21 protein-coding genes are annotated in these 25,867 nt (G+C 47.9%); 5 read left to right on the top strand and 16 right to left on the bottom strand.

Translation table 11 applies throughout. From position 1 onward, the window contains the following. Positions 1–88: 88 nt before the first annotated feature. A complete protein-coding gene (locus BKE30_RS07910; RefSeq protein ID WP_406564675.1) occupies positions 89–475 on the bottom strand; it encodes a DUF485 domain-containing protein in 387 nt (128 codons plus the stop codon). 176 nt (positions 476–651) lie between these two features. On the opposite strand from BKE30_RS07910, the gene BKE30_RS07905 reads away from it, so the two are divergent. Both BKE30_RS07905 and BKE30_RS07900 read left to right on the top strand, forming a co-directional pair. Next, complete coding sequence (locus tag BKE30_RS07905; protein ID WP_076878076.1) at positions 652–4,152, top strand: PAS-domain containing protein; 3,501 nt, start codon at positions 652–654, stop codon at positions 4,150–4,152. Between the two features lie 325 nt (positions 4,153–4,477). Beyond that, positions 4,478–5,254 (top strand): hypothetical protein, encoded by a 777-nt coding sequence (locus tag BKE30_RS07900; RefSeq protein ID WP_076878075.1) that lies wholly within the window; start codon positions 4,478–4,480, stop codon positions 5,252–5,254. A 126-nt stretch (positions 5,255–5,380) separates the two neighbouring features. On the opposite strand, the gene BKE30_RS07895 is transcribed toward BKE30_RS07900, so the two are convergent. The 6 genes from BKE30_RS07895 to BKE30_RS07865 all read right to left on the bottom strand — a co-directional run bounded on the left by BKE30_RS07895 (position 5,381) and on the right by BKE30_RS07865 (position 12,036). Then, positions 5,381–5,644, bottom strand: coding sequence for a hypothetical protein (locus BKE30_RS07895; protein ID WP_076878063.1), 264 nt, complete (start codon positions 5,642–5,644; stop codon positions 5,381–5,383). Between the two features lie 262 nt (positions 5,645–5,906). After that, positions 5,907–6,554 carry a response regulator transcription factor gene (locus BKE30_RS07890; protein WP_076878062.1) on the bottom strand — a complete coding sequence of 216 codons (648 nt, stop codon included), beginning with the start codon at positions 6,552–6,554 and terminating at the stop codon, positions 5,907–5,909. Further along, complete coding sequence (gene acs / locus BKE30_RS07885) at positions 6,551–8,524, bottom strand: acetate--CoA ligase (RefSeq protein ID WP_076878061.1); 1,974 nt, start codon at positions 8,522–8,524, stop codon at positions 6,551–6,553. The genes BKE30_RS07890 and acs overlap by 4 nt, the downstream gene beginning before the upstream one ends. A gap of 504 nt (positions 8,525–9,028) precedes the next feature. Then, entirely contained in the window at positions 9,029–9,685 is a 657-nt protein-coding gene (locus tag BKE30_RS07875) for a hypothetical protein (protein ID WP_076878059.1), read from the bottom strand. Next, a complete protein-coding gene (locus tag BKE30_RS07870; RefSeq protein ID WP_076878058.1) occupies positions 9,682–10,317 on the bottom strand; it encodes a hypothetical protein in 636 nt (211 codons plus the stop codon). The genes BKE30_RS07875 and BKE30_RS07870 overlap by 4 nt, the downstream gene beginning before the upstream one ends. A gap of 285 nt (positions 10,318–10,602) precedes the next feature. Then, a complete protein-coding gene (locus tag BKE30_RS07865; RefSeq protein WP_076878057.1) occupies positions 10,603–12,036 on the bottom strand; it encodes a DcaP family trimeric outer membrane transporter in 1,434 nt (477 codons plus the stop codon). A gap of 245 nt (positions 12,037–12,281) precedes the next feature. Here BKE30_RS07865 and BKE30_RS07860 point away from each other — a divergent pair, with 245 nt between their 5' ends. Then, on the top strand, positions 12,282–13,301 hold the full coding sequence (locus BKE30_RS07860) for a mechanosensitive ion channel family protein (protein ID WP_076878056.1): 1,020 nt from the start codon (positions 12,282–12,284) through the stop codon (positions 13,299–13,301). A gap of 82 nt (positions 13,302–13,383) precedes the next feature. On the opposite strand, the gene BKE30_RS07855 is transcribed toward BKE30_RS07860, so the two are convergent. From BKE30_RS07855 to prfB, 7 genes are all read right to left on the bottom strand, one after another. Continuing rightward, positions 13,384–14,091 (bottom strand): 16S rRNA (uracil(1498)-N(3))-methyltransferase, encoded by a 708-nt coding sequence (locus tag BKE30_RS07855; RefSeq protein WP_076878055.1) that lies wholly within the window; start codon positions 14,089–14,091, stop codon positions 13,384–13,386. Positions 14,092–14,185: 94 nt separating this feature from the next. Next, positions 14,186–15,250, bottom strand: coding sequence for an SDR family oxidoreductase (locus BKE30_RS07850; protein ID WP_076878074.1), 1,065 nt, complete (start codon positions 15,248–15,250; stop codon positions 14,186–14,188). 191 nt (positions 15,251–15,441) lie between these two features. Then, positions 15,442–16,464 (bottom strand): hypothetical protein, encoded by a 1,023-nt coding sequence (locus BKE30_RS07845; protein ID WP_076878054.1) that lies wholly within the window; start codon positions 16,462–16,464, stop codon positions 15,442–15,444. A 15-nt stretch (positions 16,465–16,479) separates the two neighbouring features. Then, complete coding sequence (gene waaA, locus BKE30_RS07840) at positions 16,480–17,775, bottom strand: lipid IV(A) 3-deoxy-D-manno-octulosonic acid transferase (RefSeq protein WP_076878053.1); 1,296 nt, start codon at positions 17,773–17,775, stop codon at positions 16,480–16,482. Between the two features lie 271 nt (positions 17,776–18,046). Then, complete coding sequence (locus BKE30_RS07835) at positions 18,047–19,108, bottom strand: alkene reductase (RefSeq protein WP_076878052.1); 1,062 nt, start codon at positions 19,106–19,108, stop codon at positions 18,047–18,049. Between the two features lie 89 nt (positions 19,109–19,197). Continuing rightward, on the bottom strand, positions 19,198–19,494 hold the full coding sequence (locus BKE30_RS07830; protein WP_076878051.1) for an ArsR/SmtB family transcription factor: 297 nt from the start codon (positions 19,492–19,494) through the stop codon (positions 19,198–19,200). Between the two features lie 227 nt (positions 19,495–19,721). Continuing rightward, positions 19,722–20,817, bottom strand: a protein-coding gene (prfB, locus tag BKE30_RS07825; RefSeq protein ID WP_198938057.1) for a peptide chain release factor 2 whose coding sequence is annotated in 2 segments (ribosomal slippage) — positions 19,722–20,744 and positions 20,746–20,817 — 1,095 coding nt in all. Because the reading frame shifts where the segments join, the coding sequence is not laid out codon by codon here. A gap of 398 nt (positions 20,818–21,215) precedes the next feature. Here prfB and BKE30_RS07820 point away from each other — a divergent pair. Together BKE30_RS07820 and BKE30_RS07815 are read left to right on the top strand one after the other, a co-directional pair. After that, positions 21,216–21,956 carry a putative porin gene (locus BKE30_RS07820; protein ID WP_076878050.1) on the top strand — a complete coding sequence of 247 codons (741 nt, stop codon included), beginning with the start codon at positions 21,216–21,218 and terminating at the stop codon, positions 21,954–21,956. Between the two features lie 225 nt (positions 21,957–22,181). Next, a complete protein-coding gene (locus BKE30_RS07815; RefSeq protein ID WP_198938056.1) occupies positions 22,182–23,051 on the top strand; it encodes a putative porin in 870 nt (289 codons plus the stop codon). Positions 23,052–23,139: 88 nt separating this feature from the next. On the opposite strand, the gene recJ is transcribed toward BKE30_RS07815, so the two are convergent. Together recJ and pdxH are read right to left on the bottom strand one after the other, a co-directional pair. Beyond that, positions 23,140–24,858 carry a single-stranded-DNA-specific exonuclease RecJ gene (recJ, locus tag BKE30_RS07810; protein WP_076878048.1) on the bottom strand — a complete coding sequence of 573 codons (1,719 nt, stop codon included), beginning with the start codon at positions 24,856–24,858 and terminating at the stop codon, positions 23,140–23,142. A 260-nt stretch (positions 24,859–25,118) separates the two neighbouring features. Then, complete coding sequence (gene pdxH / locus BKE30_RS07805; protein WP_076878047.1) at positions 25,119–25,778, bottom strand: pyridoxamine 5'-phosphate oxidase; 660 nt, start codon at positions 25,776–25,778, stop codon at positions 25,119–25,121. Positions 25,779–25,867: the final 89 nt, after the last annotated feature.

Raw genomic sequence — 25,867 nt, 5'->3', positions numbered from 1 at the left:
GTGGCTTAATGTGTTGAAAGCCAATCGTGTTGGCAGTGATGGGCTTAAATGGGATTGTGTTGAAGTTGATGCGGCTGAACACTGCATGTTAGTGATCTCCCTGCTGGCTATTGGCGCTGATCTCAGCAGATTTAATGTCATCAACCACTTCCTGGGTCAGACGCTCATACTCGCCATTAGCAATTACTGAATACACGGCACAGAGTACAAACGCAGCCACAATAACGCCAACGCCCAGTGGAATACCCCAGGTAATGACCCCACTAAATGAACTGTGCAGAAATTCCGGGGCATAAGCCACCAGCAGGATAAAACCAATATAAATAATCAGCATCAGGGCCGACAGGCTCCAGCTTAGCATCCGTTTTTTTTGCACCAGCAGTTTAAACCTGGGATTATCAAGTACTGCCTGAACGTGGCTGTCTCCTGCTTCGCCACTAGGCATTGAGCCGCTCTCTGTAGCACTATTTTCCATGTTACACCTCACTTTGTCGCAGACAGCCAACCGTGGCCGCTGGGCGTTTATTCGCCAATTTTATACTTTTGACAGTAGCAACTTGAGCTACACTTGAAACTTAGACTTTGGTCTAGAAGGGATTTTGACCAGTAAAACCCCGTTATCATGCAAGGATGTTACCGATGAGTGCAATCATGAATAGCTGGCTGGTGATTGGTGTTTTAGCCATTTATATTGCCGCATTATTTGCCTGTGCCTTTTTTGGCGAGAAGTATGCCAGCCGTCTAAGCCAGCGTGGCCGTATGCTGCTGTTTAGCCTGACCCTGGGAGTGTATTGCTCATCCTGGACCTTTTATGGTGCAGTCGGCGAAACTGTACGTAACGGAATTGGTTTTTTGCCGATTTATCTGGGGCCGCTGCTGTTTTTGTGGTTTGCCTATGATGTCTGGCGCAGGCTGGGCAATATTCGTCAGCGCCAGCCCATTTCATCCATTGCTGACTTTATTGCCGCCCGTTATGGCAAATCCGGTTTCCTGGCTGCACTGGTGACTATTCTGGCGGTGATTGCCATTTTGCCGTACCTAGCCCTGCAATTACGTGCCATTGCGCTCAGTACCGTGGTGTTGCTGGATCAGCATGAAGATGCTGCCATTACCACCCATGGAGTCCTGTTGCTGACCGCCCTGCTGGCTAGCATTGCCATGCTGTTTGGCACCCGTCAGGCCGTCAGTAATGAACAGCAGGGCGGCCTGATGGTGGCTGTTGCCTTTGAGTCAGCGGTTAAGCTGCTGGCGCTGATTATTGTGGCGCTGTTTGTGCTGCTGTTTAGCCAGCATCCGATTGGCCTGATTGGGCACGACATTCAGGTTACTTTTCAGCGAATCCAGCGCGAAGGCCTGCCCAACTCTTTCTGGACCCAGACCTTGCTGGCCGCTACAGCCATTATCTGCCTGCCACGCCAGTTTCATGTGGCCGTGGTCGAGCTGAAAGACAAGCGCTTTTTGAATGGGGCACGGTTCTGGTTCTCCGTGTATTTGCTGCTGATGGTGCTGGCCATTATTCCCATTGCCAGCTGGGCCTTGCATATGCCCACTACTACGCTGCCAATTCCTGATGTGGCAGTCCTCATGTTACCCGTGATGCACGAGCAAACCTGGCTGGCCTTGCTGGCCTTTATTGGCGGGTTTTCTGCGGCAACCGGCATGCTGCTGGTGGCCACACTGGCCTTATCGATTATGCTCAGCAATGACCTGATTTTGCCTGCCTTGTGGCGCCTGAATATCCTCAGTAAAAATGACCAGCGTTTGTCATACTGGATTTTGATTATCCGCCGTATTTGCATTGCCATCGTGATGCTGCTGGGCTTTGTGATGTATAGCATGCTGTCGGACACCAACCAGCTATCAGCTTTTGGGCTGCTGGCGTTTAGCGCAGTGATTCAGTTTGCACCAGCTTTAATTGGCGGGCTGTACTGGCGTGGCGGGAGCTGTCATGGGGTGATCATTGGGCTGATTGCCGGATTTGCCTTGTGGAGCTATACCCTGTTCTGGCCAGCCATTTTGCGCAATTTGCCTACTTCACATCAAGAATGGGCCTTGTCCCTGCTGTATCAGGGCCCATGGCAGCAGCAGTGGCTTAAGCCGGAAAGCCTGCTGGGATTTTCCTCGCTTGATCCGCTCACCCATGGCGTACTGTGGTCGTTAGGGGTTAACCTGTTACTGTATTTTTTAGTGCCCAAATACAAACGCTTAAGCATTGCCGAGCAAATTCAGACCGAAAGTTTTTTTAAGCACGACGTGTATGAAGATGAGCAGTCGTCCAGTTCCAGCAGTACCACTACAGCATCACTGGAGCAACTTGAACAGCAAACCCGCCTGAATATTGATGACCTGATTGCGCTGTCGTCACGCATTAACGGGCCACAACGCACCGAAGCGGCATTTATGCAGTTTGCTGCCGATCATCACTTGCCATTTGATAAAAAAATGCTGGCTGACCACCGCTGGTGGCGGTTTACCGAGCAATATCTGGCCAGTGCAGTGGGTGCAGCGTCTGCGCGTACCCTGCTGACTACTGTGCTGGTCAACAACGGGCTGGCGGTGGGTCAGGTAGTGAATATTCTGGATCAGGCTTCGCAATGGCAGCGCTTTAACCAGAGCCTGCTGATGATCATGATGGATTACATGACCCAGGCCGTGAGTGTGGTGGATGCCGACATGCGACTGGTGGCGTGGAATAAACGCTATCTGGAACTGTTTGATTACCCTGAAAATTTTGTATATGTCGGCTGCCCGGTGGCCAACCTGATTCGCTATAACGCCGAGCGTGGTGAGTGCGGGCATGGTGATGTTGAAGAACATATTGCCAAGCGAATCATGTGGATGCGTGCCGGTAACCCGCATGAATTTGAGCGCCAGCGTGCCGATGGCCGGATTATTGAAATGCGCGGTCATCCGATTACCGGGGGCGGTTTTGTCACTACTTATGCCGACATTACCGTGTTCCGCCATACCGAAGCCCTGCTGGAAGCGCGGGTACAGGATCGCACCCAGCAGCTTGAGCGTGCCCTGCGAGAACAGCAATATGCCCGCCAGCAGGCTGACCTTGCCAACACCTCAAAGACCCGGTTTATTGCTGCCGCCAGCCACGACCTGTTACAGCCCATGCACGCTGCCCGCCTGTTTGCGGCGGCCCTTGAACATGCTGACTTATCACCGCAGGATCAGGAAACCCTGCAACAGCTGGATCGTGCCCTGCATGGGGCCGAAAGTATCATGACCGCACTGCTGGACATTGCCCGGCTGGATGGTAATGGCATGAAGCCCAACCTTACCGAATTTGCCCTAAGCGATTTGCTGCACGACTTACAGGTACAGTTTAGCCCCATTGCCGAACAGCGCGGCCTGCAACTGCGGGTGCACCCGACCCGCCTGTGGGTTAAAACCGACCCGCAATGGCTACGACGCATGTTGCAGAATTTTGTCAGCAATGCGCTACGTTATACTGCCCAAGGCCGCGTAATTGTTGGAGTAATGGGTAGTGGCAGCCAGCCTGAGTGCTTGCGGGTGGGCGTGTGGGATACCGGCCCCGGCATTGCAGCGGAACAACAGGCACAGCTTTTTGCCGAGTTCCAGCGCGCAGGCCATACCTCGCCATGGGGCGAACAAGGCATTGGCCTGGGCTTGGCCATTGTGGAGCGTATGGCCAAACGGCTGGGACATCCAATTCGCTTTCACTCTCAGGTGGGCCATGGGTCCTGCTTTATGCTGGAACTGCCTACCGTACCGCCCCGCCAGCACACGATCAGCAGCAGTGCCCCGGTTCAAAATGCACTCACCAGCCTGAAGGTATTGTGTCTGGACAACGATGCCACCATTTTGCAAGGCATGCAGCTCTTGCTGGATAAATGGGGTTGTCAGTTATTTCTGGCGCAAACTCCTGAACAGGCATGCCAGATATTGGCGACCGAATCTATTCAGGTGCTACTGGTTGACCAGCATCTGGATGCCGAGATTGAAGGGCTTGAATTTTTGCTGCAATACAACAGCAGCAATAGTCCAGCCGCATTGATTACGGCGGATAGCAATCCCGACCTGCCGCAGATTGTGAAGGAGCACGGCATTGTCTTGCTAAAAAAACCGCTCAAGCCCGCAGCTTTGCGTGCCTTTCTGGCTGGGGTTGGCGCCCAAGGCTAAGCGATACAATTTCACAACAGTGTTAAAAATACACTTGTCTAGTAATTGAATGTTTTTTAAACAGTTAATCTATGCTAGAGCTAGGGCTAGACTTAAGTCCACTACAGAACAGATGTGCACTCAAATATAAGATCAGGAGCATTCACGCATTATTTTGCCGTGGCAATAATGATCGATACAGCGGCTTGATGGCGGATGAGTTTTCTACCGAAGAACCCATCGCCTGCTAACCGCCGCAATGCCACAGCTCATGTAGTGCCCGTGTTGGTGTGAATTTCCAAGCACCTGATTTAAGCATACTGTTTTAACCATGGATGATTTTGTCATGACTATTGTGAATTCCAGCAAATCCGATACAAACTCCACCCAGCAGTTTTACCAGCAATACAGTGCCAACCACTTTTTGCCCAGCATTAACTGGCAATACCTGTTTAGTCAAAACCAGCTTTTGCCAGCTCAGGCACTGGCCTTGCAAACCATTTATCAGGTGACTGTACCCTTGGCACTCACTACCCTAAAACGTTTGAATATTGATATTTTTGCCGAACATGAAAAAAAACCGCAGGGTCTTGGCCTGTTTGACAAACTGCGTGCGCTGGAACCCAGACTGATTGAACATCTGGCCGAAGCTTCAAAACGCATGGATGAACAGGTGCGTCACCTGATCTGGAGCATGATGATGCGTGGTGGTGCGGTGCTGGTGTTTAAGGCATGGCTGGGCAAGGTAAAAACTGGCGAAGATAGTGTGGATATGGGCTATTTTAATGAACTGGCCGACCTGCTATGGCTGCAAACCGACCCTTATACACTGGCAGAACAGTTTGCCATTGATCCACTGGCCGAACATGAGCACCTGTTCCTATTTTATGAAGACCATGTGTTGCTGGATCGTTTTAGCAATCTGGCCACAGCCGAGCTGTTTGTCAAACTGGGGCTTTATGACCCGGCATTTTTATGCCTGAATGACGAACAGGTACGCGAGCATTTTGTACAAAAAGGCCTGATTAGCCAAAGTCAGGTGGATGACCTAATGGATTCACTTAATCCGCTCTTTACCGATATGCCGCAAAGCCGGCAACGGGTCGTGCATTTTTATCATTAATGGTTTTAGTGGATTTTAAAATTTCAGCCTATGCTGGGTTAAATGTCCAGCGTGGGCTTGCTGCAATGAATGTCCTCAAGAATGAACAGCTAGCCTGTTGTGCCTGCTGACCTTTATCCATGTTATTTATGTCGCAACGCCACGATTGGTACCCGGTTTTATAATTAAAAGATCATCAGCCTGCCGATTACGACAACGTTGAACAAAATTTAATGCTTCAATTGTACTAAACTGATATCGTTCAAAACTTTTATGATCCAGCTCATAATACTCTTCATAGTCTACAAGACCATTGCTTACTGGAATAGATAAGTAATAACGTCCAGAATCCTCTTCAATGCCTATTGAAAAACGTTGATGCCTACACACAACAACATCATGAAACTTCATAAGCTACTCACTCAAATTTTAATAGTAACCATACCTAAAGCATGCCTAAAAATTTTCAATATCAGTAACGGCTTTGGCGCTACCCGACCTAATGTCCCAAATGGCTTTTCTGCCATAAAACTTAGGCATGATGATTCAATTGACCCGCTATGCTAAATACATAATCCAGAGAAAATTAGGGACTTGCATTCTCATTGAAAAAGCCATCCTATGATTACTGACCGGATGGCTTTATCTTGAAACTACTAGACCAAAGCTGCTACTACAATTTCGGCTCATCCACATTCAGTGTACTAATCGCCAGTACCGCCTGTGTGCGGTTTTGCACGCCCAGTTTGCGGAAGATTGCCGTGACATGTGCCTTAATCGTAGCTTCTGACACATCCAGCATATAAGCAATCTGCTTGTTCAGTAAGCCTTCTGCCACCATCATTAACACGCGAAACTGTTGTGGCGTCAGGGTTTTAATGCGCTCGGCAAAATCGGCCTCATCACGGGCGCGCGGGTCATTGCTGCTCATGGGCAAATTGGGCGGTGCCCACGTATCGCCTGCCAGTACGGCATGCAGCGCTTCACCAATATGCTGCGGCGGTGCTGACTTGGGAATATAGGCCACGGCACCATGCGCCAGTGCCCGCTGGATGACGGCTACTTCCTCATGCGCTGACACCACCACAATCGGAATGGCCGGATATTGCGCCCGCACATGCACCAGTGCGGAAAAGCCTGACGCACCGGGCAAATGCAAGTCCAGCAGCACCAGATCGGGTTCCGGCCCTTGCTCAAGCCGGGTATAAAACTCGGTGACTGAGGCAGTTTCATTAATCTGCGCCTGCGGCAGGCTATAGCGCACCGCATGAATCAGCGCATGGCGAAACAGGGGATGATCATCAACAATCAGGATATTCATGCAGTTTTGGCAGCACCTTTAGTAACATGGTCTGGGTAGACCGTTTCAATCAGGTTATCTACTACGCTCGGATCAGCCAGCGTTGAGGTATCGCCCAGCGTATCCAGTTCATTGGCGGCAATCTTGCGTAAAATACGGCGCATGATTTTGCCAGAACGGGTTTTGGGTAATGCAGGCGCCCAATGAATCGCATCCGGTGTGGCAATCGGCCCGATTTCACGGCGCACCCAGTCACGCAGTTCCTTGCGCAGTTCTTCGGTTGGCGTCACATCAGCCTGCAAGGTCACATAGGCACAAATACCTTGTCCCTTAATCTCATGCGGCATGCCTACTACCGCAGCTTCTGCTACCGCAGCATGGGCCACCAGTGCACTTTCCACTTCAGCAGTGCCCAGACGGTGACCAGAGACATTGAGTACATCATCGACGCGACCGGTAATCCAGTAATAGCCGTCTTTGTCACGCTTGGCACCATCACCAGTAAAGTACATGCCGTTAAAGGTGGAAAAATAAGTGTCAATAAAGCGCTGATGGTCGCCGTATACGGTACGCATCTGGCCGGGCCACGAGTCAATTAATACCAGATTGCCTTCGCACACACCATCCAGAATGTTGCCTTCACCATCGACAATCGCTGGTTGCACGCCATAAAACGGCTGGGTGGCAGAACCTGGTTTAAGCGGTGTGGCCCCAGGAATTGGCGAAATCAGGATACCACCGGTTTCAGTTTGCCACCAGGTATCCACAATCGGGCAGCGGCCTTCTCCAACAACGTTGTAATACCATGACCATGCTTCCGGGTTAATCGGTTCACCCACCGAACCCAGCAGGCGCAAGCTGTGGCGATCACTTTCACGCACATAATGATCACCTTCGCGCATCATGGAGCGAATGGCTGTTGGTGCTGTGTATAAAATTGTCACATCATGCTTATCGATGATCTGGCCAATCCGCGCCCATGTTGGATACTGCGGCACACCTTCAAACATCACGGTAGTGGTGCCATTAGCCAGCGGGCCATACAGCAGGTAGCTATGACCGGTAATCCATCCGACATCAGCAGTACACCAGTACACATCATCGGGGCGAATATCAAACACTTCACGGAAAGTGGTGGCGGCATACACCAGATAGCCGCCCGTAGTGTGCAATACACCCTTTGGCTTGCCGGTAGAACCCGAGGTATACAGAATAAACAACGGCGCTTCGGCATCCATCGGCTCTGGCGGGCAATCTTCATTCACCTCGGCAATCGCTTCGTGATACCAGATATCGCGGCCTTGCTGCATCGGGGTTGGATGTTCGGTGTGATAGACCGTAATCACGCTGGTCACGCCTGTCGTGCCCGGCATTTGCAGCGCCGCATCCACATTGGTTTTGAGCGGAATGGTCTTGCCACCGCGCAGGCCTTCATTGGCGGTAATCACCACGCTGGACTGGCTGTCTTCAATCCGGCTGGCCAGTGAGTCTGGTGAAAATCCACCAAATACCACGCAATGCACTGCACCAATACGGGTACAGGCCAGCATGGCAATCGCCGCTTCAGGAATCATCGGCATATACAAGGTTACACGGTCGCCTTTTTTAACGCCCTGCTTTTTGAGCACATTGGCAAAGCGGCAAACTTCCTGATGCAGCTCGCGAAATGAAATAATCTTGTGACGATACGGATGGTCGCCTTCCCAGATAATGGCAGGCTTGTCCGGATGGTTGGCCACATGCCGGTCCAGACAGTTGGCAGACACGTTGAGCTGCCCATCGCCAAACCACTCCACATGGAAATTGTCCTTGTCAAAGGACACATCACGCACCTTGGTAAATGGCTTGATCCAGTCAATGGATTGCGCCTGTTCACGCCAGAACTGCGCATTGTCTGTTACCGATTGCTGGTACTTGGCGGCATAGTCCTCAGCCGTTGTCCGGGCATTTTTTAAAAAACTTTCGGGAACAGGGTAAACTTGTTGTGACATGATAACTTCCTTGCAAAATTCTCGTTCGATTACACGTTAACCGGGAATACCTTTCCGAACATCATCCAGAACAGTTGAATCGTGATGATTCTAAAAATAGTGGTCCCGAGTATTGCAATCTGTTGAATGGCATGACAATCATGCTTTGGTAGTAGTCCAGCTTTTTTAAATTGCATTTTGGACGACTGCTTAGCTTTTAAATAATCATTGGATAGGTTGTTGCTATTGGCTTTAAAGTAGTGCAAAACCACCGGAGCCACCAGTGCTATTTGTAAAAATTTGCATGAGATTTTCTGCCAATTCTGCTTTTTCAGACGCTTAAACAGCCACTTATAAAAAATGTAGCTACACTGGCCTGCATTTTGCTTTATTCATGGCACTAGAATGACTGTTCCGTATAGCTATAATTTTGCGCCTTCGCCTCACTATTGAGGCGATTTTTTTATAAAAAAAACCGTAACACGAGATTACGGCCTTTTTTAACTATTTTTAACCTATGGCTTTTTACGGTATAGCTTCTATTTCAACCCGGCCAGTGGGAGCATAATAAATCCGGCTGGTTTTCTGTGAGGCACTATGCCAAGGAACAATCACTGGACCTGCGGGAACAATGGCGGTGGTGATTGATGCTGTACTTGACTCAAATGATAAATCACCAGTCTCGCCAAAGATGAGTAAATACTGCTCTGCCCGATTACTTGGATTGATAAATACGGTTCTTTCCAGTGTAGTTGCTCCCCGTCTCACCAAATCATCAGCCTTGAAAACCCTTAATACCTGATAATGTGCATCCAGCGTATAAATTACCGGCGCAAACATGGCCACATTACCATCTGCAAAACCACGGCCTGAACCCTTGATGATGATACGGTAAGGCTGAATAAACGCTGGTAGCTGAAAACCTTTCACATAGGTATTGTGCTGATCAAGTCGATACACTGGCAGGCTATTATTAAATTCAATATTGGTTTTCTTGCTGGGTAATAGCGCAAAAGGCAGGCCTGAAAAATTTGCATAAACCTTTTGAGCCTGTTTTAGATCATGCCGTGTTTGCGCAATTGAATCGGCAGCGCCCTTTTTAAGTGCTGTAGAGGCACAGCCACTGATGAACAAAACAGCCAGTAAGATGAAACCCACTGCGATAACTTCTCTGACTTTCATCGTTTAAGATCACTGGCAAGTTTTTCAGTAATAGGTTCAATACCATCTGTTAAGGCTGCGCTGGTCTTTTGAGGCTGCTTCATTAGCTCATCAATATTCTTAAACTGATATTGTGGGTTTGCATCAATCTGGATTGCATCATTCCCAGCAGTCTGCAAACCATAGTTTACAGTTTCCTGATAGTTTAACTTCTGGGTTTTGCGGTCATATAAATTGGCGTTTACCGTAATCACTGGCAAATAAGGTGAGTTGCTGCCTGCGGCAACATAACCGCTTTGCGTTTTCAAAACCAATATGCTGTCGGCAGTAGTTAAATTACTGGCAACCACCAGTGCCTGCTTATCGGCTGTTTTTGCCGGCAGCTTAATCAGGTTTACTTCATAGCCATTGCTTTCCAGTCTGGTTTTTAGACTCTGGGTAACTTTTTCCTGGATATTAATTTGATGGGGTGCAATTTTGTTATGAAGTTTGCTGGTTTTTGCAGCCATATCTGCTTCTGCAATTGCAGCCCCAATCAAGCCAAAATTCGCACCAACGTGGGCCATAATTCGGACTGGATATTTTGCCTGATTTTCCTCTTGAACAATGGAAACAGTTTTAATCTGGCTAGCCATTTCTTTATTAAAAGCCATTTTTTTAGGTGCTGTCGCGCAACCTGCCAATAGGGAAAAAGCTAAAGTGCCTAAAACGACCTTATTTAACAATAACATCTTATAAATTACCTTTAATTACATAAAATAATGTTTATTTACACATATTATAAGTAGGAACAGAATATGAATACGAGTGCTTAAAATAATTTTTTGTAAATGTTTAAATATCTATTCAATTGAATATTGCTGAATGTTATTAATAAAAAAACCGTAACACGAGGTTACGGCCAAGGAGAACTTTTAAAATAGTTTTTTGTATTGAGCCTAAAAGTTATAACGGGCCATCAGGTTAAGGTGCGATTGCTTGCCTTCATTGCCATTAAACACTTCACGGTTACCGTAGGTGTATTCACTGCCCAGATCAATGCTGGCCACCGGCTTGTAAAACAGGTTCACCGATGCCTGCTTCAACTCGCGATTAGCGCCAGGGTTGGCCATGGCAAACTGACTGCTATCCTTAAAATCAACCCAGCTTAACGCCACGGTACTACGCATTTTGGGGTTAAAGGTATGAGTCAAGCCCAGCTGGGCACTGTTGTATTCGTCAAAATACACATCCCCCGTGGCTGCATTGACTGAAAATCCACTGCCTGTGCCATAGTTAAAGCTGCCATCACCCTTTACATGGAAAAACTGGCCGCTAAGCTTATTGGCGGGATTAAGCTGATACCACGCACCAATGGCCGCACCATAGCCTGCTTTTTCCTGTTCGGTATTGCCTGTATTGGGGGTCTGGCCATTCACCGTGCTGGTAGCCACGCCGCGTTTTTCATGCAGCATACCCCGCAAGGCAAAAGCGCCTTTGCTGTCCGGCAGTTTGTGTTCCAGCCGGGCCGTTAGTGCCGGAAAACGCGAATCCGAATTACTGTCTTCTTCGCCAGCAATGGTTAAGGAAGTGTTGTTGTTTAGCGGATGGGTATAGCGAATCTGGGTGGCACGCCGGATGGATGTGCCGGTTACGCCATTAAAGTCTACGGTTTCAGCAGCATATTCCTGCCCGGCAAATGGTGACCAGGTCTGGCCAAACAGCCAGTTGCCGGTGGTCAGATACGCATGACGAATGCGAAAGGTGGCTGAACCCGTACCGCCATTGCCCCAGAAATCGCCTTCAATTTTGCCGCCGACATCACCAATGGCGGTTGGGGTTTTAAAGTCAACCCCAATACGGGTAACTGCTGCCGTAAAGGCTGTCTTGTTTTCAACCGGGTCGCTGCTGTCCAGTGGCTGGGTATGCAGGTTACTGAATTTGCCAGTGGGCTGGCCCTTAAAGTCATGCAGCATATCGGCACGAATAAAGCCATAGACCTTGGCAGCAGTTTTGCCATCAGGTAACACGGCCCAGCCCTCGGGATTGCGACTCACCGGAACAGCAGGCATAGGCTGGCCAGCCTTGGCAGTCTGTGCGGGCGCAAGGCTGGCACTGGCTGGCGATACTGCCGTTACTTCCAGTGCCGAAGCAGGACCTGTGCTGCTGGCCAGCGGCTGTGCTGTTTGGCTAGCGGCTAACTGGGTGTGCTGCTGCGCACTGAGTTGCTGCACAATGTGCTTGAGTGCATTGACTTCCTGCCGCAATGCTTCAATTTCAGCCTGATCACTGGCTGCTGCATGGCTGGTGCCACATAAACTGGCAGCCATGATGGCACACACCGATAGGCTGAGTGCTTTTGCATGTGGTACTTTGGTCGTTAAGGTTTTCATTACTCACATCCTATGCCTTGTCGCCAAACGTGGTCCCACGGGAAGAATGAGGCCATCATTGGCATTTTTTATGATTTACCCTATGCGTTATGCTTTTTTAATATATAAGGTCCTATAATTATTACTATTCACCCAAAGTATTAGATGCACGATGAATTTAGCCATCGTTAAAATACTCAATGTCACACAACGCAACATGCCCACACGGCACAATAGGCCGTGTCAGCACATTCTGGAATTGCAGCATGGCAGAACAAACCATTCGTGAAGCAGGCGAAAACACCGCAGAGGCCATTAGTGATGCAACTCAGGCCACTGCCACGCTGGTACAAAACGCAGGTAAGGCAACAACGCACAAGGTGATTGAAAAAGCCACTGAATACAAAGACGTGTACACCACCGTCCATGAAATGGCACAGCATTTCTGGGAACGTCTGCCCTATTTGCTAATCGCCCTGACGGTATTTATCATTTTCTGGCTGATCTCCAAGGTTTTTAAATTCTTTGTGGTCAAAACCTTGAGTGGCCGCGCCAAGCGCAAGCAAAATCTGGTGCTGGTACTCAACCGGATTGGCAGTACCTTTATTGTGTTTATTGGCTTTATGATTGCGCTGGTGATTGCCATTCCCGGCTTTACGCCTGCCCAACTGATCAGTGCACTGGGAATTGGCTCGGTGGCCATTGGCTTTGCCTTTAAGGATATTTTCCAGAACATGCTGTCCGGCATTTTAATTTTGCTGGGCGAGCCGTTTCGCATTGGTGATGAAATTGTGTCCGGCACTTTTACTGGTGTGGTGGAAGACATCCAGATTCGGGCCACCTATATTCGCACTGGCGATGGCCGCCGTATTGTCATTCCCAATGCCAGCCTGTTTACCAACCCGGTCACGGTAAATACGGCCTTTGTTAAACGCCAGTGTGCCTTTGATGTGGGCATTAGCTATCAGGCGAATATTCAGGATGCAAAAACCATTATTCTGGAAGTTCTGGATGAGGTACGCACCATCCAATCACAGCCTACGCCTTCTGTTCAGGTCAAAACGCTGGGTGATTTTTCCATTGTGCTGCATATTTCGTGGTGGGTAGATGTCAAGGAAGTGGGGATTGGGGCTTCCATTGATGAGGTACAGATTCTAGTGAAGGAAGCATTAACCACCAAGGGTATTAATATTCCCTATCCGATTCAGCAACTGGTCATGGATCAGAATACCGTCGTGCCCGGCAGTGACAGCAATGCATCTACACCAGCCAAAAGCGAGTTTTAATGGCAGGGCTTTTTAACCAGCTATGTATGCTTTTTAAAAAGCCGTTAAACCTATTAGGTCCCATACCAAAACAAAACGTCGGCTAGCCAAACATGCGGCCTATAATGCTGGATACCGCAGTTTCCGTGCGTAAAATCCGCTGGCCCAGACTGGCTGGCTGACAGCCATTGTGCTGCAATAAATTGATTTCAAATGGAATAAAACCACCCTCAGGTCCAATTGCCAGTATGCAAGGCTGGTTTAATGCAACAGGCATGGGCTGGGCTGCATAGGGATGCGCCACAAAGGCAAGCTTGTTTTCAATCAGGCCCGGCAGGATATCCTCCACAAAAGGCCGAAAGCGCTTAAAGCATTGCACTTGCGGCCAAATTGTATCTCCCGCCTGCTCCAGACCCAGCTCAATATAACTGTCCAGTTGCTGCAAAAATGGCGTTTGCCAGTAGCTTTTTTCCACCCGGTAGCTATGGATTAAAATAAGCTGTTCAACGCCCAGTGTGACCGCATCCATGATCAGCCGTCGCAGCACTTTTGGCCGTGGTAGCGCCACAATCAAGGTCAGGGGTAACTTGGCCGGTGGCGCCTGATCCAGCAGCACACTGTCTAGCACCAGTTGCTGCTCAGTGATGCTTTCAATCCGGGCCGTGCCTTTTAAGCCGTTTTTTTGGCCAACCTTGATGAGATCGCCCGGGTTTAATTTTAAATGCTCACGGATATGGGCCAACCGCCGTGCATCCGTAATGCTGGCGCGCTGGTTCTGGATTTGGGCAGGATCAAGCAACAACAGGTTCATGCTAAACAGGCCATCGTTTTGGATAATTTAAAACAGGCCAGTGTAAGTCATTCACTCTAGCCTTGCTGTGTTCAATCAGCCCAACAGAATAACCTTAGCGCTTTTTTAAGAGGCCATCATCAATCATTTGCTGAAAATGCTGCTGCAAGGTTTCTTCAATGGGTCGATAGTGAAGCTGCAATGTGTGGCGTGAGCGTGCATTATCAAAACCAATGGAATAACCCACGTTCAGTTTCACAAAGCGGCGGCTGACACCCGCTGCAATTGGCCCCACCAGCCAGACCAGCGCCTTGGGTAACAGGGTTCTGGGCAAAGGGTATTTGGGAAAGCGTTTTTTCAGGATTTCGGCTATGGTCAACAGGCTATAGGTGCCTTCACTAACAATATAACGGCCCTCAGCTTTGGGTATAAAACCGGCCTGAATATGCGCCCGCGCCACTTCACGCACATCAACCAGGCCAAATTCCAGATCCGGCACTCCCGTCAGTTGCTTGCCACTGCCCAAGTCCTGCATCACGGAAATACTGGTAGATTGGGTTTGTCGGGTTAGCGCTGGCCCCAGTACCAGTGATGGGTTAATGGTCACCAGATCCCATTGTTTTGCATGTTTAGGCTGCTGGTCATGGATTTGCCATGCCTTGCGCTCCGCCGCCACCTTGGAAAATGAATACGGCTGATGGGTTATGCTGCTGGTGTTGTTCCAGTCCTGTTCGGTAAAAATACCATTGGGAGTTTCTTCAATTTCAATATTATCGCCAAAGATGGAGGCCACCGAACTGGTGAGTACCACCCGTTTGACCGTACTCACCTCATTGCAACTGCGCAATACATTTTCGGTGCCTTCTACTGCCGGTTTAACCAGTGCAGTCTGGGCGTCCTTAAAACCCTTGATAATAAAAGGTGACGCAGTATGTATCACCAGCTCGCAGCCTTCAATCGCGGGCTTAAAGCTGCCCGGTTGCAACAAGTCTGCAGCAAACAGTCTTAATGTGCCTGTTGCGCCTTCGGCGGCTTTTTTTAAGTGCGCAACCGACTTTGCATTGTCGGGGTTACGCACCGTAGCATGTACTGTAAATCCATCTTCCAATAAATATTTGACAATCCAGCTGGCAATATAGCCGGACGCACCAGTGACGCAGACTGGTTTGCTTTTATCAATGGTGGTACTCATTGTTATAATCCCTATTGTGTAATGCCTAAAATAGATTTAAAAACAGCATTGAGTCTACTCTTGATTAATTCAAAGCAGACAAAAATTTGTTATTTTCATTCATTCTGAACTGGCTGGCTCAGCACAGTCTAATACATAAATATTTATAGCATGACGCATGCAAATGTATGAAATTATTATTAAAAGATCATAGGCACCCTATAAAAAGGATATATCTTGGTTTTATCAACGGGCATTTTTTCATAGGCTTCAAACACCACACCATGAAACTCCTGATTTAAAGCCGGGTAAGTCTGTTTAAGGTAGCCCATCAAATGTTCAGCATCCTGTTGAACCTGCTCTGGCTGCAAACCTTGTGTAGCCACGTATTTGATATGAATATTCATATCTGATTGCGTGGTGATTAAACCCAGCGATATGATCCGGTATTGGTTTTTGTTTATTTGCCATGATCCAAGGGCATGTTTTAATATCTTGTTATTTTGTAGTTTTTGCAGATCTGCGCTTAACTGCATATTTAGAGCGCTTTGTAAGAAACTACCTTTATTACTCAGCAATAAAGCAACCTGATTATAAATAAAAGCCTCAACATGTTTTTTCTCATCAAGATATTTTTTAGCTAAGTCTTTATAATAAAATGAATCTTTTTCATTATACTGATATGAGTTTAAATCCATATAGACTAGGCGATACTCTCCTTTATGCTTCGCCAATTGCAAACTTACCAACTGATTAAATGGCTTTTTAGGAAGTTCAATTTGAACAATGGCAATATTGGTATTACCTACCAAAGCTTGAACGCTTAAATGTGATGGATCATTGGGTTTCACCGAACCACAAAACACATTAACAGGCGTTTTTTCTGATCCTTGAATCTTGATTAATCGTTCATCCGATATAGTGGCACTGGTTGTATCACCTAATAGAAACTGGGTAATACCCTGTGCAATTTGTGCTGAGGTTAGTTGACGTTTAAGTTCTGGATGACTTATTTCCCAAAGCTGGTTAGCTTGTTGGTTTTTAATCATACTGAGAATATTTAAACTGGCTTTCTCAATAATAGCTTTTTCCTGGGAGTTAATTTCATCCTTATCAAAGCATTCAATTGTATAAGGTGACACGTTTACATCAAAAAAATTTGCTGCACCCAAAGTAGCTATTGAACAAAAGCCTAAAACAGTTGCCCATAAATATTTTTTCATTTTTATCTTCCAGCGTTATTCATTTAATAATTTTTTCACCAAACCAAGCTGCCGATCCAGCGCACCCTGATTGGCCTGCATCACCTGCAAGCCTGCCAAACCGGCCTGTCTCGCCTGCTCCGGCTGTTGTAACCAGTTTAGCCACACCTGAGCTAGTGCCTCAGCATTATCCACTTGCGTTAAGGCATAAGCCTGCATCAGTTGCTCTACAATCACCTTAAAATTAAAAATATGCGGCCCCATCACCACGGGCACACCCAGCCGCACGGGTTCCAGCGGATTATGGCCACCCGTTGCACTAAACGATCCCCCGACAAAGGCCATGCTGGCCAGCGCATACCACAGCCACAACTCACCCATGCTGTCAGCCAGATAGACTTGTGTTTCCGCTTGAATTTCCTGCTGTTGGCTACGCTGGAATAACCCAAATCCGTTTTGTTGAATCAGTTGCGCCACTCGCTCAAATCGTTCGGGATGACGCGGCACCATAATCAAAACAGCGCTGGGAAACTGCGCCAAAACCTTGGGAAACTGCGCCAGAATCTGGGCTTCTTCCGGCTCATGGGTACTGGCTGCAATTAGCACTGGACGATTGCCCAGTTGCCATTGTTGTTTCAACTGTTCAGCGTGCTCTAACAAATGGTTAGGTGGCTGAATATCAAACTTCACACTGCCCGTGACCACTACTTTTTTTGCATCAGCGCCCAATTCAATAAAACGCTGTGCAGTGGCTTGATCCTGCGCGGCAATACAGCTTAACTGCGCCAGCATAGGGTGGGTTAAGCGGCCAAACTTGCCATAGCCTTTGGCAGAACGGGCTGACAGGCGCGCATTCAGTAAAATACTGGGAATGCCTGCCTGTCGGGTTTGTGCCAGTGCATTCGGCCACAGTTCAGTTTCTATTAAAATAAATAATCGTGGTTGGTAACGCTGCAAGAATTGCTGCATCAGCCCGACTGTATCTACTGGTAAAAAAACCGCTTCAAACAATTCAGGATAGTTTTGGTCAAACAATGCTTTAGCGCGCGCTTGTCCAGTGCGGGTGGTATTGGTCACCAATACGGGTTGGCCCTGTTTTAAAAAATGTTCAATCACTGGCTGGGCAGCGTTGGTTTCGCCCACCGACACAGCATGAATCCAGATGGCTCGTGTATTTTTTACTGTTTTTGCAATCTGAAAACGCTCAATCACTTCATTCTGATAATCGGCTTGCGTACGTGAACGCTGCCACACGCGCAGGCGATATAGCGGCAAAATAAGTGCCAGCAGGACTTGATACCAGAAAGGCGGTTGTTGCACAGGTTTTGGCATGATTAAAAAGTTGCCTGCTCGTGTCAAACACACGATTGGCAGCAAACAGCTAACATAAAAAGAATGGGCTAGAGTGTAGCCTGCTTGGCGGCATAAACCAAAACTTATCCATTAACAGGCTGGCTGTTTTGCGTATATTGCCCTATTAAAAGCCCCCTGATTCAGGGGCTTATGCATGAATGGAATTGAGGATTTGTCTTTTTTTAAAGGAATTAAAGATTCATCCTACTATTCAATAGGATGAATAAAGTTTTTAAGCCAACTTATTCAGCTATACAGACTCACCTAAAAACGGATAATCGGTATAACCTGTTGCGCCTTCAGCATAATACGTGGCAGGGTTTGGGGTATTGAGCTCAGCCTGCTGCTTAAAGCGTTCCAGCAAATCCGGATTGGCAATATACAACTGGCCAAACGCCACGGCATCCGCTTCACCCAGCTCAATCAATCGCTCAGCCTGTTCACGCTCCAGCTTTTCATTGGCAATAAATACACCACCAAATTTCTGCTTAATTAAACCAGCCAGACTATCATCGGCCACATATTCACGCGCACAAATAAAGGCAATCTTGCGCTGGCCCAGTTGTTCTGCCACATAGCCAAAAGTTTGTGGCGGATTATCGTCACCCATGTCATGCGCATCACGGCGCGGTGCCAGATGCACGCCCACACGATCTGCGCCCCATACGTCAATAAGCTGGTCAGTGACTTCCAGCAGCAAACGCGCACGGTTTTCCAGACTGCCACCATATTCATCATTACGCTGGTTGGTTTTGGTTTGCAAAAACTGGTCTATCAGGTAGCCATTGGCAGCATGCAGCTCTACCCCATCAAAACCAGCCGCCTTGGCATTGATTGCGGCCTGACGGTAATCCTGCACAATCTGTTTTACCTCAGCCGTGGTGAGTGCACGTGGCGTCACATATTCTTTTTTGGGGCGTACCAGACTGACATGACCTGCGGGCTGAATGGCACTGGGCGCAACTGGCAATTCACCATTTAAAAAAATCGGGTCAGAAATACGGCCCACATGCCACAATTGCATAACCATACGGCCACCCGCAGCACGCACGGCATCGGTAATTTTTTTCCAGCCTGCCACTTGCTCATCCGACCAGATGCCCGGTGTATTGGCATAACCCACCGCCGAGGGGGTAATTGCTGTGGCTTCGGTAATAATCAGGCCAGCACTGGCCCGTTGCACGTAATATTCCTGCATGAGTTCATTCGGAATGCGTGACTCACCTGCCCGCGAACGGGTAAGGGGTGCCATAACCAGACGATTGGGTAATTCAAGGGCACCTACGGTTAAGGGCTGAAATAAAACTGACATCACAATCTCCTGAGCAACTCACGCTTAAGCAACTGGTTCTGGCAACTCAACAACAGCAATACTGGCTACTGTTGCTGTACCTGCACATGCTATAAATCGTGTTGCAAGGCTAAAAGAAATTGTTGAATGGTCTGCTCATCGCGTTCATAGAAGCTCCACTGCCCCACTTTCTGGCAACGGATCAGGCCAGCTTTTTGCAAAATTGCCAAATGATTGGACACGGTCGATTGTGACAGGCCCACTTTCTGGTCAATCTGACCAGCACACACGCCAGCCTCAAAGGAATGATACTGCTGGGGAAAATACTGCTGTGGTGTTTTAAGCCACTGCAAGATATTACGCCGTACCGGATTGGCGAGGGCTTTTAAAATCACCTCAGTATCCATTACTTAATCACCTTAATGATGCAAAAACTGTTGCCATTGTACGCCAGGAACGGGCGATCACAGAACATCCAACACATAAGAGACTTTATTTATAGTTCATATATTTATATTTGTCGATATTAATATCGTTTTTTTTAGATATAAGAATCGTAAAATTTATTTTTCAAATATAAAAAGGGCTGTTACAGCCCTTTTTCTCACGCCACAGCCTAAAAGCTTAAGCTGAATCAAAGCCCCATTTTCAGGCTGGCTTCAATAAACCGATCCAGATCACCATCCAGCACCGCACCCGTATTGGAATTTTCCACACCGGTGCGCAAGTCTTTCACGCGTGAATCGTCCAGCACGTAGGAACGAATCTGGCTGCCCCAGCCAATATCCGACTTGGTGGCTTCCAGTGCCTGCTGGGCTTCATTACGCTTCTGGATTTCCAGCTCATACAGCTTGGCACGCAACAGTTTCCAGGCCCGGTCACGGTTGGCATGCTGGCTGCGCTCATTCTGGCACGCCACCACAGTACCAGTGGGAACGTGCGTCAGGCGCACCGCTGAGTCGGTCTTGTTAATGTGCTGGCCACCTGCACCAGATGCACGATAGGTATCGGTGCGTACATCAGCCGGATTAATATCAATTTCAATATTGTCATCCACTTCTGGTGACACAAACACCGCCGAAAACGAAGTATGGCGACGGTTACCGCTGTCAAATGGCGACTTGCGCACCAGACGATGCACGCCAGTTTCGGTTCTGAGCCAGCCAAAGGCATATTCGCCCTCGACCCGAATGGTAGCGCTTTTAATCCCGGCCACGTCGCCGTCGGATTCTTCCATGACTTCGGCCTTAAAGCCATGACGCTCAATCCAGCGCAGGTACATGCGCAGTAACATGGATGCCCAGTCCTGCGCTTCAGTGCCACCAGAACCGGCCTGAATATCCAAAAAGCAATTATTCGGGTCCATCTGGTTGCTAAACATGCGACGGAATTCCAGTTTGCCCACCGCTTCATCGGCAGTTTTAAGCTCACTGTCCACATCATCCAGCAGACTGATCTCATCGGCTTCGACTGCCAGATCCAGCATGGCCTGTGCATCTTCCAGTTGCTGGCTTAAATCATCCAGTACACCCACAATATTTTCAAGTTCGCCCTTTTCCTTGGCCATCGCCTGCGCACGGCTCTGGTCATTCCAGATGGCAGGGTCTTCTAATTCGCGCAGGACTTCTTCCAGACGCTCTTTTTTGTGGTCGTAGTCAAAGATACCCCCTAAGCGTTTGACCACGCTCACGCAAGTCCTTTAAACGAACCAGATACGGATTAATTTCCACAATGCATCTCAAAACAATCATTAAAGAATCTGAATTTTAGCACGTCTGGTTTATTGCTCAACAGCACTGCTTTTATTTAAAAAACCTAAAAGAGGATTCCGTTTATGCATGCAAACTACATAGTGCTTTTTAAGTCTTCATATTTTTAGGTATGGGCTTGGTTAAGATTGCGGGGATTGGTTGCAGAAGTGTTACAAGTTAGGGCAAAAAACCTGAAATCTTTACAAAATATGTGTCATATCAGTGCATAAGTTTATAAATTAAAATATTAATCCATTGAAATACCTAATAAAAATTATGTAAATTGCACTTAACAGTTTCAAGTTTGACTAATTTCTTGCGCGCTGTAAGATAGCAAATGTGTAACAAATAATTTCATTTAATGTTGGAGAAAGATCATGAAAAAATTAGCACTGGCTGCCGCCCTACTGGCCACTATGTCTGCGGCAAATGCCTACCAAACTGAAGTAGGTGCGGATTACACTTATTTTGACAATGATAACAGCGATAGCACTAATGCATTTGGCGTAGATGCTACCTATTACTTCAATCCAGTGACTGACAACAATGCACCACTGGCTGAAGCAGCATTTATGAACCGTGCCAGCAATGTGGGTGTCAATATTGCTACTGATGATGCCGATGACGAAACTACTCAATACGGCATTAATGGCGAATACTACGTACCAAATACCGATTTTTATGTGTCAGGTAACCTGTCACGTATTGAATTTGATGACGACCACGCCAATCAGTACGGCGCTGAAATCGGTTATTTCCCTGCACCAAACTTCCTGATCGCAGCTGGTCTGGTAGGTACAGAATATAATGACGACAGCAATACAGACCCATCCATCCGTGCCAAGTATGTAACCCGTGTTGGTCAGCACGACTGGAACTTTGAAGCTGGTGGTGTATTTGGTGACTATGATCACTACAACGTAGCGGCTGATTATTATGTCGACAATACCTTTAGCATTGGCGGTCAGTATGAAAACACTGACTTGGGCGCTGGTGATTACGATGTATTTAGTGTACGTGCCCGTAAATTCATTAACCAGCAAACCAGTATCCAAGGTGAGTTAGGCTTTGGTGATGACACTAATACTGTAGGTCTTCGTGGTACTTACCGCTTCTAAGTCTTAGTCTTTTTAAAAAGCCGTTATTCCAGCGATTAGCGGCTTTTTTATGGCTTGCTTTTTAACCAGATTCCCAGAATACATAAAATTATTATTAATGCATGCATGATCTCAAGCCCACGCAATAGCATGTTTTAATTAGCCTCAGTTTGACAAAAAATAATTGCACTGTATTATTGCAAACATGTAACAAATTATTTGTTATAATTTTTGGGAAAAACAATGATGAAAAAATTATTTTTAGCGACTGCTTTACTGGCGTCTATGACTGCTGCAAATGCTTATCAAACCGAAGTCAACGCATCCTATGAAAATATCGATCTGGATGAAAGTGATGTTAATACTTTTGGTATTGCTGGAACTTACTATATTAATCCGGTTAACGTAGGCAATACCCCTCTGGCAGAAGCGGCTTTCTTAAATAAAGCCAGCAACATCAGCTTAGGCTATGTCAATGCGAGTCTTGAAGAAGAAGAAAATATTTTAGGTGTAAATGTTAAAAGCAAATTAGACCTTGATGTACTGGGGCTTGCTGGTGAATTTTATGTTCCAAACTCACAATTTTATGTGAGTGCGGCAGTGAACCAGACTCAAACCACGACCAAAGCTTCTGCTGCTGGCTTTAGCGCCAGTGAAGATGATGATGGAACAGGCTATGCTGTAGAAGTAGGTTATTTGCCAATGACCGGCTTGTTGCTGGCAGTCGGTGCAACCGATATGAGCGAAAGCGTTAATCCGCTTCAAGTAATGAAAAATGGTTTTGTGTATGGCTGGGGTGCTGCTGGCGTTAGCGGAGAAGACACAGCGGCTACCTTACGTGCCAAGTATGTTACTGCTGTAGGTAACAACAATATCAATCTGGAAAGCCAGTTTTTAATTGGTGATGAAACTGCTTATCGTCTGGCTGGTGATTTATATCTTGATCCAACGCTGAGCATCGGTGCATCTTTTGCTGACTCAACAGAAGATGACAGTGATTCAATTTTTGGCGTTCGTGCCCAGAAATTTATTACACCTGTTGCGGCGGTAGGCATTGGCTATAGCACCACTGATGGTGCCGATTCTTTTGGCATTAACGGTACTTTCCGTTTCTAAGCTCTAAGCCACTTAAGCCAAAAACTGTTGATAAAAACCGTTAGCCCCGCTAGCGGTTTTTTTTATTGCTTGCTTTAAACCGTGACTTTTAAACCACTATTTCAGCATGCTGTACCAGCAGTTGCAGCCGCTGCCTGCCCTGATATTCATTAATATCCAGTTGATAGGCTAGCCGGATCCTGAGCATCGTGTCAGGCCAGTGCTGCCGTATCGCATTAAAATAAATTGCATCTATACGCTGCTTATGGTCAGGATGCTGCAACAACAACTTAAGGTGCTTATCCTGTAACCAGCGATACTCCAGCACTTTAAACAAGCCTTCAAATACCGGGGCAGGAAAACCCTGTCCCCATGGCCCGGCGCTGGCAAGGTCGCGTGCTGTATCCAGACTAAATTCCTGCGGTGCCAGCTCACCATCAGTCAGCAACTTGGCGTCAAACAGGCTTTGGTCATGTGCAGCAATAATGTGCTGAAAAACCGCTGTAAAGGCTTCAAACTGTTGTCGTGGCAGGGTTAAACCTGCGGCCATGGCATGCCCGCCAAAATGGCTTACCAGCTCGGGATGCTGCTCGGCCACCCGCTCAATGGCATCACGGATATGCACGCCAGCAATGGATCGCGCTGATCCCTTAATAAACTGCCCATCTTCACTGGGTGCAAACACAATGGTAGGACGATGGAATTGCTCTTTTAAGCGCCCAGCCACAATACCAATTACACCCTGATGCCAGCTGGGTTCAAACAGCACAATAGCCGGTGGAATATCGGTCAGGTTGCTATAGGCAGAATGCGCCAGCAAGTCCAGTGCTTCCTGCTTCATCTGGGCTTCTACCCGACGGCGCTCGCGGTTGAGCTCATCCAGCTTTTGGGCCAGTGGCCACGCTTCTTCAAAACTACTGGCCAGCAGGCAATCAATCCCAATGCGCATATTTTCCATGCGTCCAGCGGCATTAATACGCGGGCCGATGACAAAACCCAGATCCTGTGGCGTAATTTTGTAGAGGTCGCGGCCGGCAATTTCCAGCAAGGCCAGCACTCCGGGGCGGCATACACCCTGCCGGATACGCTCAACACCAGCAGCCACCAGAATGCGGTTGTTATAATCCAGCTGCGCTACATCAGCTACCGTACCAATAGCCACAATATCCAGATACTGGGTTAGAGTGGCACTAGCCTTGCCCTGCTGCTTGCGCTGGGTGGCCAGAGCAGCCAGTACATAAAAGGCTACCCCAACGCCAGCCAGTGCCTTACTGCCAAAACTGCAATCCGGCTGGTTGGGATTCACCACAGCAGCACATTCCGGTGGTGCTTTTGTGGTCAGGTGATGGTCGGTAATAATCACCCGGATGCCAGCGGCATGCGCGGCCTCAACACCACTATGGCTGGATATGCCATTATCCACCGTGACAATGAGTTGCGGCTGGTAGTCATCAATTGCCAGCGCCACAATTTCCGGGGTGAGGCCATAGCCATATTTAAAGCGGTCTGGCACCAGATAATCAACACAGGCACCCATTTGACCCAGTGCCAGCATCATCAGTGCCGTACTGGTCGCCCCATCAGCATCAAAATCGCCAACAATCAAAATCCGGGTTTGCTGGTCAATAGCCTGATCCAGCAAATTAACCGCACACGCCAGCCCTTTAAGCTGTTGCGCCGGAATCAGCCGATTCAGTTTAAGACTCAATTGCTCTGCTGAATCCACCCCGCGTGCGGCATACAATCGGGCCAACAAGGGTGAAACATGCTCACCCAGTTGCTCGGCAACAGGCGGACAGGGTCGTGCAATTAGCTGGTATGAGGACATAACAAACAGGAAACCGGAAAAATGAACTACAAGAAAAATGGCTATTTAAAAGAAAGAAACAGGACAGGCTTGAGCGGTGTTCGTGCTTAAAGCAGTTACGACACAGTATTTCTCACATACGCTTGGGTAAATGAAGCATAGTATGCTGCAAGACCCAGTGTAACGGAGTGCTTTACTTATCCTCATGCTCCAAGCATAGCTTCCTTGCGGAACAGTGTTCCTCATGCGCTCGGGTAAAGCAATGCTTTACTTATCCTCGCTCAAGGCATTAAGCGCTCAATACGCCAGCCTGTGTCGCTTAAAGTATCTGGAATATACTTTAAGCGGTCATGCAAACGATTGGGCCGGCCCTGCCAGAATTCATAATAGGCAGGCTTTAAGCAGTAACCACCCCAGAATTCAGGCTTGTCAATGGCTGTAGCATGCTCAAGTTGCTGGTTTAAATCAGCAAAGCGCTGTTCCAGCAACTCACGGCTTTCAATAATGCCACTTTGCGGGGTGCTGACATGCGCCGCAATCTGGCTGTCACGCGGGCGCTTATGATAATACTCAGTAGATTCCTGCTTACTAATGCGTTCTACCGGCCCGTGAATGCGCACCTGCTGTTCCAGCGCAGGCCAAAAAAACAGTAGCTCGGCATACGGATTGGCAGCCAGATCCAGTCCCTTCTGGCTGTCATAATTACTATAAAAATAAAAACCGGTTGGGTCAGCGCCACGCAACAGCACAGTACGGGCATGCGGACGGCCATCACCATCCGCAGTGGCCAGTGTCATGGCATACGGCTCGGCAACCTGTGCCTGCAATGCCTGATCCAGCCATTTTAAAAACTGGGTTAAAGGATCAGCGGACAAATCATGCACCTGCAAACTGCCTTTGCCATAGTTTTGCCGTAATTCGCTTAAGTCCTTCACACTCATTGCGTTTTCACCTTGACTGAACCAGAAATGACCCTGTGTTTTGCCATATTTCACTAACTTTACAGGTCGTGCAAATTACGCAACCTGGA

The organism is Alkanindiges hydrocarboniclasticus (assembly GCF_001982605.1).
GTDB classification, from domain to species: domain Bacteria; phylum Pseudomonadota; class Gammaproteobacteria; order Pseudomonadales; family Moraxellaceae; genus Alkanindiges; species Alkanindiges hydrocarboniclasticus.
The sequence above is the reverse complement of the archived record's forward strand: the minus strand, read 5'-3'. Positions and strand labels throughout refer to the sequence as shown.

Bases quoted from the DNA above. Each gene is read 5' to 3' on its own strand.
- BKE30_RS07860 (WP_076878056.1), top strand. From the start codon at position 12,282: ATGGCAGAACAAACCATTCGTGAAGCAGGCGAAAACACCGCAGAGGCC.
- BKE30_RS07820 (WP_076878050.1), top strand. From the start codon at position 21,216: ATGAAAAAATTAGCACTGGCTGCCGCCCTACTGGCCACTATGTCTGCG.
- BKE30_RS07815 (WP_198938056.1), top strand. From the start codon at position 22,182: ATGAAAAAATTATTTTTAGCGACTGCTTTACTGGCGTCTATGACTGCT.
- BKE30_RS07845 (WP_076878054.1), bottom strand. From the start codon at position 16,464: ATGAAAAAATATTTATGGGCAACTGTTTTAGGCTTTTGTTCAATAGCT.
- acs (WP_076878061.1), bottom strand. From the start codon at position 8,524: ATGTCACAACAAGTTTACCCTGTTCCCGAAAGTTTTTTAAAAAATGCC.
- BKE30_RS07865 (WP_076878057.1), bottom strand. From the start codon at position 12,036: ATGAAAACCTTAACGACCAAAGTACCACATGCAAAAGCACTCAGCCTA.
- BKE30_RS07895 (WP_076878063.1), bottom strand. From the start codon at position 5,644: ATGAAGTTTCATGATGTTGTTGTGTGTAGGCATCAACGTTTTTCAATA.
- BKE30_RS07910 (WP_406564675.1), bottom strand. From the start codon at position 475: ATGGAAAATAGTGCTACAGAGAGCGGCTCAATGCCTAGTGGCGAAGCA.
- BKE30_RS07900 (WP_076878075.1), top strand. From the start codon at position 4,478: ATGACTATTGTGAATTCCAGCAAATCCGATACAAACTCCACCCAGCAG.
- BKE30_RS07870 (WP_076878058.1), bottom strand. From the start codon at position 10,317: ATGGCTTTTAATAAAGAAATGGCTAGCCAGATTAAAACTGTTTCCATT.
- BKE30_RS07875 (WP_076878059.1), bottom strand. From the start codon at position 9,685: ATGAAAGTCAGAGAAGTTATCGCAGTGGGTTTCATCTTACTGGCTGTT.
- waaA (WP_076878053.1), bottom strand. From the start codon at position 17,775: ATGCCAAAACCTGTGCAACAACCGCCTTTCTGGTATCAAGTCCTGCTG.
- BKE30_RS07855 (WP_076878055.1), bottom strand. From the start codon at position 14,091: ATGAACCTGTTGTTGCTTGATCCTGCCCAAATCCAGAACCAGCGCGCC.
- recJ (WP_076878048.1), bottom strand. From the start codon at position 24,858: ATGTCCTCATACCAGCTAATTGCACGACCCTGTCCGCCTGTTGCCGAG.
- BKE30_RS07830 (WP_076878051.1), bottom strand. From the start codon at position 19,494: ATGGATACTGAGGTGATTTTAAAAGCCCTCGCCAATCCGGTACGGCGT.
- BKE30_RS07835 (WP_076878052.1), bottom strand. From the start codon at position 19,108: ATGTCAGTTTTATTTCAGCCCTTAACCGTAGGTGCCCTTGAATTACCC.
- BKE30_RS07890 (WP_076878062.1), bottom strand. From the start codon at position 6,554: ATGAATATCCTGATTGTTGATGATCATCCCCTGTTTCGCCATGCGCTG.
- BKE30_RS07905 (WP_076878076.1), top strand. From the start codon at position 652: ATGAATAGCTGGCTGGTGATTGGTGTTTTAGCCATTTATATTGCCGCA.
- pdxH (WP_076878047.1), bottom strand. From the start codon at position 25,778: ATGAGTGTGAAGGACTTAAGCGAATTACGGCAAAACTATGGCAAAGGC.